Source organism: Kitasatospora sp. NPDC097691 (assembly GCF_040302665.1).
In the GTDB taxonomy this organism is placed as follows: domain Bacteria; phylum Actinomycetota; class Actinomycetes; order Streptomycetales; family Streptomycetaceae; genus Kitasatospora.
Genome location: NZ_JBEORY010000112.1, coordinates 1 through 6,553, shown reverse-complemented (window position 1 = coordinate 6,553; position 6,553 = coordinate 1). Strand labels below are relative to the sequence as shown.

The following is a 6,553-nucleotide window of genomic DNA, read 5'->3' as shown; positions in this document are numbered from 1 at the left end:
CCTCCTTTCTAAGGAGCAAATATGCCGGTTGCAGGCGAATGTCCTGCACGGTTGCTCATGGGTGGCCCTCGTCCCGGCCGGGACGAGGGGCGCCGACGTTCACGGTCACTGCTCCACGGTCACTGCTTCACCCACTCCACCAGCTCGATCAGGACCCCGTTCGGGTCGGCGACCTGGAACAGCTTCTCGCCCCACGGCTCCTCGCGCAGTGCCAGCGTGATCACGACCCCCTCCTCCTTCAGCCGGCGTTCCTCGGCGGTGATGTCCTCGACGACGAACGCCAGGATCACGCCGTCCGCCGTCCGGTGGCGCTGGTCCTCGGGCAGCACCTCCAGCCCGCGCCGCAGGTAGACGACGTTGACCCCGCCGCCGGGGTGCGCGAGCGAGACGAAGCCGTCGGCCGCCATCTCCTCGGCGTAGCCGAAGTGCCGCTGGAGGAAGGCGGCGGAGGCGGTGACGTCCTCGACGGTCAGGGAGACCGCGGTCTTGGTGATCTGCAAGGAGAACAACCCTCTCGTCGGACAGCCGGGACAACCGGCCAGTTATCCCGTACGCAGTACACTATACATAGTACGGAGAATGGCGCCAGGGGTTGCCGCCGGAACGCCTGAGGGAGGCTCCCGGGCGGGAGCCTCCCTCAGGCGTTCGGTGCGGGGAGCGTCAGTAGACGCAGGGGATGCCGCCGTCGGACTGGGCGTCGACCCCGGGGCCCTGCATCGGGAGGTTGGCGGTCGGGTCGGCCGGCGCACCGGCCGGGGCGGCGGGCTTGTCGGCGCCGGTGAAGCCGGTGCCGAGGGTCACCACGACGCGGTCCGCGCCGACGGAGGCGGACTCGGTGGCGGTCACGCCGTAGCGGGCGGCGATCTGGTCGGCCGCGTCCTTGGCGCCCTTGCCGTAGGTGACGGTGGTGGTCTTCGGCCTGGTGGCCGCCGGGCCGGTCCGGCCCTCCTTGAAGCCCATCGCGACCAGGGCCTTGGACTCGGCCGTCGAGGTGACCCCGGTGGCGGACGAGGCGTTGAAGACGTCCACGGTGACGGCCTTCGCGGCGGTCGGCGTCGGCGTAGGGGTGTCGGTGGGGGTCGCCGGGGTGGGAGCGGCGGAGGCGCCCGCGGCGTCGGCCGGCGCGGCGGCGTCGGCGTAGCCGAACAGCTGCTTGACCACCTTCTGGATCTTCGACGGGGTGACCAGGTTGACGTCCTGGCCGTTGCGGGTGCCGAAGCCGTCGAAGGTCAGGGTGTTGAACTCGACGTTGCCGCCAGTCAGCGCCGGGGCCTGTTGGGCGAAGTCGAGGATGTTCCACTCGTTGTCGATGACGAGGTCCTTCTGCACCACGCCCATCAGCTGCTGCAGCTTGCCGAGGTCGCCGATGACGCCCTTCTGCTTCAGGTTGTGCACGACGGCGGAGATGAAGGCCTGCTGGCGGTGGGTGCGGGCGAAGTCGCCGGAGTTGCCGTCGGGGCCGTCGAGGTTGTGGCGCTGGCGGACGAAGGAGAGGGCCTGGGCGGCGTTGAGGGTGTTGATGCCCTTCTTGAAGTCGGCGCCGGAGCCCTGGCCCTCCATGGCCGGGTCCTTGGTGTCGTGGGTGAGGCAGACCTGGATCGGCTCGACCGCCTTGGCGATGTCGTAGAAGCCCATCAGGTTGACCTCGGCGATGTGGTCGATCGGCTGGTCGAGGAACTTCTGCACGGTGCGGATGGTGGCCGCGCGCCCTATGTCGCGGCCGGCCTTCTCCAGGTCGGCGCCCTTGAGGCCCTTGGCCCGCAGGCCCGGGTCCGCCTTGTCCTTGGCGGCGCCGTAGGCCTCCTTGACCTTGGCCATGCCCAGCTGGGACCCGTCGGCGTTGTAGGTCATGACGTAGTCGTCGCGCGGTATGGAGACCGCCTGCACCTTGCCGCCGTTCGCGGGGATGTGCAGCAGGATCAGGGAGTTGGTGTTGTAGCCGCCGATGTCGGAGCTGTGACCGGCGTGCAGTTCGTCCTGGACGAACTGCGGCGGGAGGTCCGAGCCGTCCATGTTCTTGCGGCTGTCCAGGCCGATCAGCAGCAGGTTGACCGAGTTGTCCAGGTGCTTGGGGGCGTCCTTCTTCGTGTCGGCGATGACGTTGGAGGTGGTCATCCCGTCCGTGAGCTGCTTGTACTCGTACCAGACCACCCCGCTGGCGGCGAACACCGCCAGCCCGACGGTGCAGGCGACCACCCGGCCCGCGACCAGCAGCGGGGAGGACCTGCGGGCTCCGGCACCCCGGCGGGCGGCCGCCCGCCCGCCGTTCCCAGCCCCGGTGGTGCCCTCGGTGTGCTCGGCGTCGTCAGCCACGGTGCCTCCTCCGGTCCCGGACCAGCCGGACCACGATCACCAGCAGGGCCGCCGCCGCGGCCTCGGCCATCACGGGAAAGCCGTGCACCACCCACTTGGCGGCGCCGGTGGCCAGGCCCTTGCCCTGGTAGCTCTCCCGGTGGGCCGCGAGCTCGGCGGCGGCCGTCGCACCCAGGACGACCAGCGGCGAGCCCGCCAGGACCCACCACCAGCCGTTGCGGCTGCTCAGCGCCGCAGCCGCTGCCGTCCCGAGTACCGCGCTCACCGCGAAGACCAGGCCCATGCCGGGGCCGGACAGCTCGTCGACCGCGGCGCCGGCCAGGGGCAGTCCGAGGGCCACGGCCACGGGCAGGGCGGCTCCGCCCGCCAGGGGACGCGCGGACGCCCCGGGTCTGCTCGCCGCCCGCCGCCGCGCACCCTGGTCGGATGACCGTCCTCGTTGCCCCGCCACGCATTCACCCCCGGTGTTCCCGTGTGCCGTGCGCCACGGTGGCGCCCGCGCCGGTCGTCGATCACTTTTCCGGGCGTCCGGAACTCCGTTCGTGGCGCTGCCAATTCTGGACGCATGCGCCGGCCGGTCGGTTCCCGTGTGCGGCCGGTCGGTTCCCGTGCGCGGCCGGGCCGCCGGTGAGCGGGGCAGACGCTTCCGCATTGCCTCTACACGGGTGTAGAGATCGTAGGCAGCATAGATGACGTGCGTCCGGTGGCAAGTGCTCCGGATCGGCCGCAGCCCTGTTCGCGGCTCGGTCCGCGTTCGGTTCAGGGCCCGGTCCGTGGCTCGGTTTGTGGCCCGGCCCGTGGCGCGTCGGATAAACTACACCGGGTAGTTTCTTGACGGGTCGGCCACCGGGCCGACGGATGAGGAGTGGGCCGTGGCGACCACGGGTGGAGTTGCGGGGCGTCCGGAGAAGCGCAAGGCGATCACGCAGGCCGCGATGGTGGTGTTCGGGCGCGAGGGGTACGTGCGGGCCAGCATGGACGCGATCGCGGCCGAGGCCGGGGTGTCCAAGCGCACGGTCTACAACCACTTCGCCGACAAGGAAACCCTCTTCCTGTCGGTGGCGCTGCAGAACTCGGCGGAACTGACCGAGAAGATCCGGGAGTTGATGGCGAAGTACCTCGACCGGGTGGTCGACCTGCGCCAGGACCTGGTCGACTTCGCGGTCGAGCGGGCGCGCGCGGTGCTGTCCGCCGGGGAGCACGGGGCACTCGGCCGGGCGATCCGCGCCGAGGTGGCCAACATCCCGGTGGACGTCCTGGAGGCCTGGCTGGAGGCCGGGCCGATCGCCTCGATGCGCGACCTCGCGGCCCACTTCGAGGCGCTGGCGGAACGCGGGCTGCTGGTGGTCGAGGACGCCGGCCTGGCTGCCGAGCAGTACACGCTGCTGACCTTCCACGGCATCGCCGAGCGCTCCTTCTGGGGCGCCCTCCCGGTGGCGGACGAGGAGGTCGTGCGGATCGCCACGGTCGGCGTCGACGCCTTCCTGCGGATCCACGGCGGGCCGGCGACCCGGGTCTGAAGCCCGGTGGACCGAGTCCCGGCGGACCGGGTCCGGCCGGGGTCGGACCCCCGGGCGGGGGTGGCGCACCGCCGCCCCCGCCCGGAGTCCGTACCGGTCACTTCCAGTTGACGCCCTTGCCGAGGGTGTACGGGTCGCCCCAGTACTCGGCGCCCGCCACCTTCGACGCCTCCGGGGACATCGCCACCGCGCAGGAGGTGGCCGACTGGCCGTTGGTGAAGCCCTTGGGCAGCGAGTCGCTCTTGCACTTGGGGAAGGCGCCGATGATCATCAGCTCCTGCGCCTCGGTGCCGTCCGCCAGCAGGCCCTTCATGTGGTTGACGCTGGTGAAGGACAGGTCGGTGCTGCCGGCGTTGGTGACCTTGTAGTGGATGTAGTACGGCACCAGGCCCTTGGCCTTGTCGCCCAGGTTGAGCGAGGTGAGGTCGGCCGGGTCGCCCTTCTCGATCGAGGTGACCGCGAGCGCGATGGTGCCCTTGGTGCTGCCCGAGCTGAACGGGATCGTGACGGCGTCGCCGATCTTGACCGTGGTGCCGGGCGCCGGGGTGGAGCCGGCCGGCGCGGGCGCGGCGGCCGAGCCGGACGCCGCGCCGCCCGCCGGGGCGGAGGTCGGGGCGGCCGGGGTGATGGCGCCGCCGCTCGGCGACGGGGCACCGGTGGCGGAGGCGGACGCGGACGACGCGGCCGGCGCGGACGGTGCCGCCGGCGGGGTCGTCGCGGTGTCGGACGACGACGCGTCGTCGTTGCAGGCGGTCATGGTGAGTGCGCCGACCGCCGCCAGCGCGGCCAGGGCCAGCGCACGGCGATTGCTGCGGATGGGCTTCATGTGACGTTCCCCCGTCATCGCGGACCGCCGGTGGGCGGTCCTCCTGAAGGACGTTCATAGCGCAGTGCGGGGGCGGGGTGCCATCGCTTTGGCGTCGTCTTGACTGGTCCGTGACGACTCTCTCGCGGGTCCGTGACAAGGGATATCGAGCCGTGATCAGGGGACGGGAGCGCGGGTGGTGCCCGGGGTCGATCATGTTCGTGCGAATCTGTTCGTCATGGTTCCGCAGATGATCGATCAGGCCCGTCGGCTGGTGGCCGAACGCTTCCCGGACGCACTCGCCGCACTGCTGGCCGGCTCCGCGGCGACCGGGAACGCCACCGCCACCAGCGACCTCGACCTCGCGCTCCTGGTCGCGGACGGCGGCGAGACGTACCGGGAGACGGTCCGTCACGAGGGCCGCGTCGTCGAGCTCTTCGTCCACACCGGGACCGGCCTCACCGAACTCTTCGCCGTCGACGCCGCCTCCCGCCGGGCCGTCCTCCAGAGCATGTACGCCACCGGCGTCCTGCTGACCGACCCGGACGGCCACGGCGCCCGCGCCTGCGAGCGCGCCCGGGCCGACCTGCGCCAGGGCCCGCCCGCGCTCGGCCCCGAGACCGTGGAGACCAGGCGGTACGGCCTGACCGACCTCCTCGACGATCTGACGGACGCCGGGGACGGCGCGGAGCGCCTGGCGATCGGCGGCGAGGTGCTGGCCGCCGCCGCCGACTTGCTCTGCGACGCGCGCCGGGCCTGGACCGGCGCCGGCAAGTGGCTGCCGCGCCGCCTCCGCGAGGCCGACCCGGTCCTCGGCCCGGCCCTGGTCGACGCCCACCTGAGGCTGTGCCGGGACGGGGACCCGCAGCCGCTCGCCCGGGCGGCCCGGCAGGTCCTCGACCTGGCCGGCGGCCCGCTCGCGGAGGGCTACCGCCGCACCTGGCAGGGCACCATCGAGCGCACCGTCTAGCACCCGCCGCCGGCAGGCGCCGGTGACCGGCGGCCGCTCACGCGGTGCCGAGCACCAGCTCGTTGTAGGTCGCGACGGTGGTGAAGCCGAGCCGCTCGTAGAGCCGGATCGCCGGGGCGTTGTCGGTGCGGACGTTGAGGCCCAGGTGGTCGGTGGTCGCGGCCAGGTGCCGGCACAGGGCCGTGACGCAGGCCCGGGCCAGGCCGCGGCCGCGGGCGTCGGGGTGGGTGGTCACATTGCCGAGGACGGCGACCCGCTGGACGGGGGAGTGGACGTGCACTCCCGCGACGGCCAGCAGCCGGCCGTCCCGGCGGACACCGACGTAGTCGCCCCCGGACAGCATCCGCGGGTCGAACCAGGCCTCCGGGTAGGACTCGGCCAGCAGGGCGCGTACGGCGGGGAGGTCGTCCGTGGTCAACGGCTCGGCGCCGTGGTCGACGTCGGCGTCCGGCAGCCCGTCCGTGAGGAGCATCCGGAGCAGCGGCGTCCGGCGCTCGACCGCGTAGTCGGGCGCGAGGGCCCGCTCGGCGCCGTCCGGCAGCCCGGCCGTGAAGCGGCGGGGCAGGAACGGCCGCAGGTCGCCCAGCAGGGCCTCCAGCGGCGGGACGGCGGTGGGCCGGGCGAAGGCGAGCAGGACCGGGGTGTCGCCGCCGCTGAAGAGCAGGGCGACCGGGCCGTGCTCGGCGGAGGCGGTGTACCAGGTGGTGTTGTGCCAGGTGGGTTCGTCCAGGTCGCCGAGCTCGAAGAGGTGCAGCGCCGGATCGGTGCGGAAGCGGGCGGCGAGCGCGGCACGGTCGTGCAGGCTGATGAGGGGCACGCGGTCGAGGATAGGCCCGGCCCGCGCGCCCGCCCCAGGCCCGGGTCCGTCCGTCGGCTGGTTCTTGTCGGCGGCCTGTTGCACGTTGTCGGCCTGCTTCTGCAGGTCCGTCACGGCCTTGGCGACGT

Annotated in this window: 7 protein-coding genes; 2 read left to right on the top strand and 5 right to left on the bottom strand. The window is 72.7% G+C overall.

Annotated elements, in window-relative coordinates; all coding sequences use genetic code 11:
- Positions 1-119: 119 nt before the first annotated feature.
- From ABTY56_RS38360 to ABTY56_RS38350, 3 genes are all read right to left on the bottom strand, one after another.
- Positions 120-500, bottom strand: a complete 381-nt coding sequence (locus ABTY56_RS38360) for a VOC family protein (protein WP_350634330.1) — start codon at positions 498-500, stop codon at positions 120-122.
- Between the two features lie 160 nt (positions 501-660).
- The gene (locus tag ABTY56_RS38355) at positions 661-2,313 is read right to left on the bottom strand and encodes an LCP family protein (protein WP_350634329.1); all 1,653 of its coding nucleotides are present in this window, start codon (positions 2,311-2,313) and stop codon (positions 661-663) included.
- A complete protein-coding gene (locus ABTY56_RS38350; RefSeq protein ID WP_350634328.1) occupies positions 2,306-2,659 on the bottom strand; it encodes a DUF6542 domain-containing protein in 354 nt (117 codons plus the stop codon). The genes ABTY56_RS38355 and ABTY56_RS38350 overlap by 8 nt, the downstream gene beginning before the upstream one ends.
- A 526-nt stretch (positions 2,660-3,185) precedes the next feature.
- Between ABTY56_RS38350 and ABTY56_RS38345 the strand changes: the two genes are divergently transcribed.
- On the top strand, positions 3,186-3,833 hold the full coding sequence (locus tag ABTY56_RS38345; RefSeq protein WP_350634327.1) for a TetR/AcrR family transcriptional regulator: 648 nt from the start codon (positions 3,186-3,188) through the stop codon (positions 3,831-3,833).
- Between the two features lie 97 nt (positions 3,834-3,930).
- On the opposite strand, the gene ABTY56_RS38340 is transcribed toward ABTY56_RS38345, so the two are convergent.
- Positions 3,931-4,659 carry a hypothetical protein gene (locus ABTY56_RS38340; RefSeq protein ID WP_350634326.1) on the bottom strand — a complete coding sequence of 243 codons (729 nt, stop codon included), beginning with the start codon at positions 4,657-4,659 and terminating at the stop codon, positions 3,931-3,933.
- A gap of 229 nt (positions 4,660-4,888) precedes the next feature.
- Here ABTY56_RS38340 and ABTY56_RS38335 point away from each other — a divergent pair, with 229 nt between their 5' ends.
- Positions 4,889-5,608 (top strand): nucleotidyltransferase domain-containing protein, encoded by a 720-nt coding sequence (locus ABTY56_RS38335; protein WP_350634325.1) that lies wholly within the window; start codon positions 4,889-4,891, stop codon positions 5,606-5,608.
- 37 nt (positions 5,609-5,645) lie between these two features.
- Here the strand turns inward: ABTY56_RS38335 and ABTY56_RS38330 are convergent.
- Positions 5,646-6,553 (bottom strand): GNAT family N-acetyltransferase (locus ABTY56_RS38330; protein WP_350634324.1); only part of this gene is annotated, 908 nt, incomplete at its 5' end.